This window comes from Micromonospora sp. DT4 (assembly GCF_049841675.1).
Lineage (GTDB): Bacteria > Actinomycetota > Actinomycetes > Mycobacteriales > Micromonosporaceae > Micromonospora.
Window position 1 is genome coordinate 1 of the sequence record NZ_JBNCKT010000312.1, and the last position, 977, is coordinate 977.

At 66.1% G+C, this 977-nt stretch carries 1 protein-coding gene; it reads right to left on the reverse strand.

The features are described from left to right. Positions 1-23 precede the first annotated feature (23 nt). On the reverse strand, positions 24-842 hold the full coding sequence (locus ACLQ24_RS29835; protein WP_425895071.1) for an alpha/beta fold hydrolase: 819 nt from the start codon (positions 840-842) through the stop codon (positions 24-26). Between the last annotated feature and the right edge of the window lie 135 nt (positions 843-977).

Here is a 977-nt window from a genome sequence, read left to right on the forward strand (position 1 = left end):
TCCGCGTCGCCGGCGTTGGTGGATCAGGCGCGGATGAAGGCGAGCAGGTCGGGGTTGATGACGTCTGCGTGGGTGGTGAGCATGCCGTGCGGGTAGCCCGGGTAGGTCTTCAGCGAGCCGTTCTTGAGGTTTTCGACGGCGCTGGGCACGGAGCTGGCGTAGGGGACGATCTGGTCGTCGTCGCCGTGCATGACCAGGACCGGTACGGTGATCTTCTTCAGGTCCTCGGTGTAGTCCTGCAGCCAGGAGAACACGGTCTCGTAGTGGGCGTGGATGCCGCCGGACATGCCCTGGCGCCACCAGTTGTCGATGATTGCCTGCGACGGGGTGGCGTCGGGGCGGTTGAAGCCGTAGAACGGGCCGGCCGGGACGTCGCGGTAGAATTCCGCGCGGTTGGCCAGGATGCCGGCCTGGACCGCGTCGAACCATTCGCGGGGCTGTCCGGCCGGGTTGCCGTCGTTGTTGTACATGTACGGCGTGGGCGAGGACACGAGCACGGCCTTGGCGACCCGGTCCTGGTGGCGGGCGACATAGCTGGCTACTTCGGCGCCGCCGGTGGAGTGGCCGATGTGCACGGCGTCGCGCAGGTCCAGGTGGGAGGTCAGCGCGGCGAGGTCGGCGACCCAGTGCTGCACGTCGTTGCCGGTGCCGGGCTGGTCCGACCGGCCGTGGCCGCGGCGGTCGTGGGCGATGACGCGGTAGCCATTGTGCAGGAAGTAGATCATCTGGGCGTCCCAGTCATCGGCCGTGAGCGGCCAGCCGTGGCTGAACACGATCGGCTGGCCCGAGCCCCAGTCCTTGTAGAAGATCTCGACACCGTCTGAGGTGGTGATCGTAGGCATCTCGTGGTCCTTTTCTCTGGTGGGGACACTGGCGTCCCCCGACTGGATTGAGGTCGCCATGAATTCAAGGGCGACCCACAAGATTTTTAGTGAACGAGGCCGCGCGGCAGGAATCAGCAAGGAACAAGCCGTCAA

Bases quoted from the DNA above. Each gene is read 5' to 3' on its own strand.
- ACLQ24_RS29835 (WP_425895071.1), bottom strand. From the start codon at position 842: ATGCCTACGATCACCACCTCAGACGGTGTCGAGATCTTCTACAAGGAC.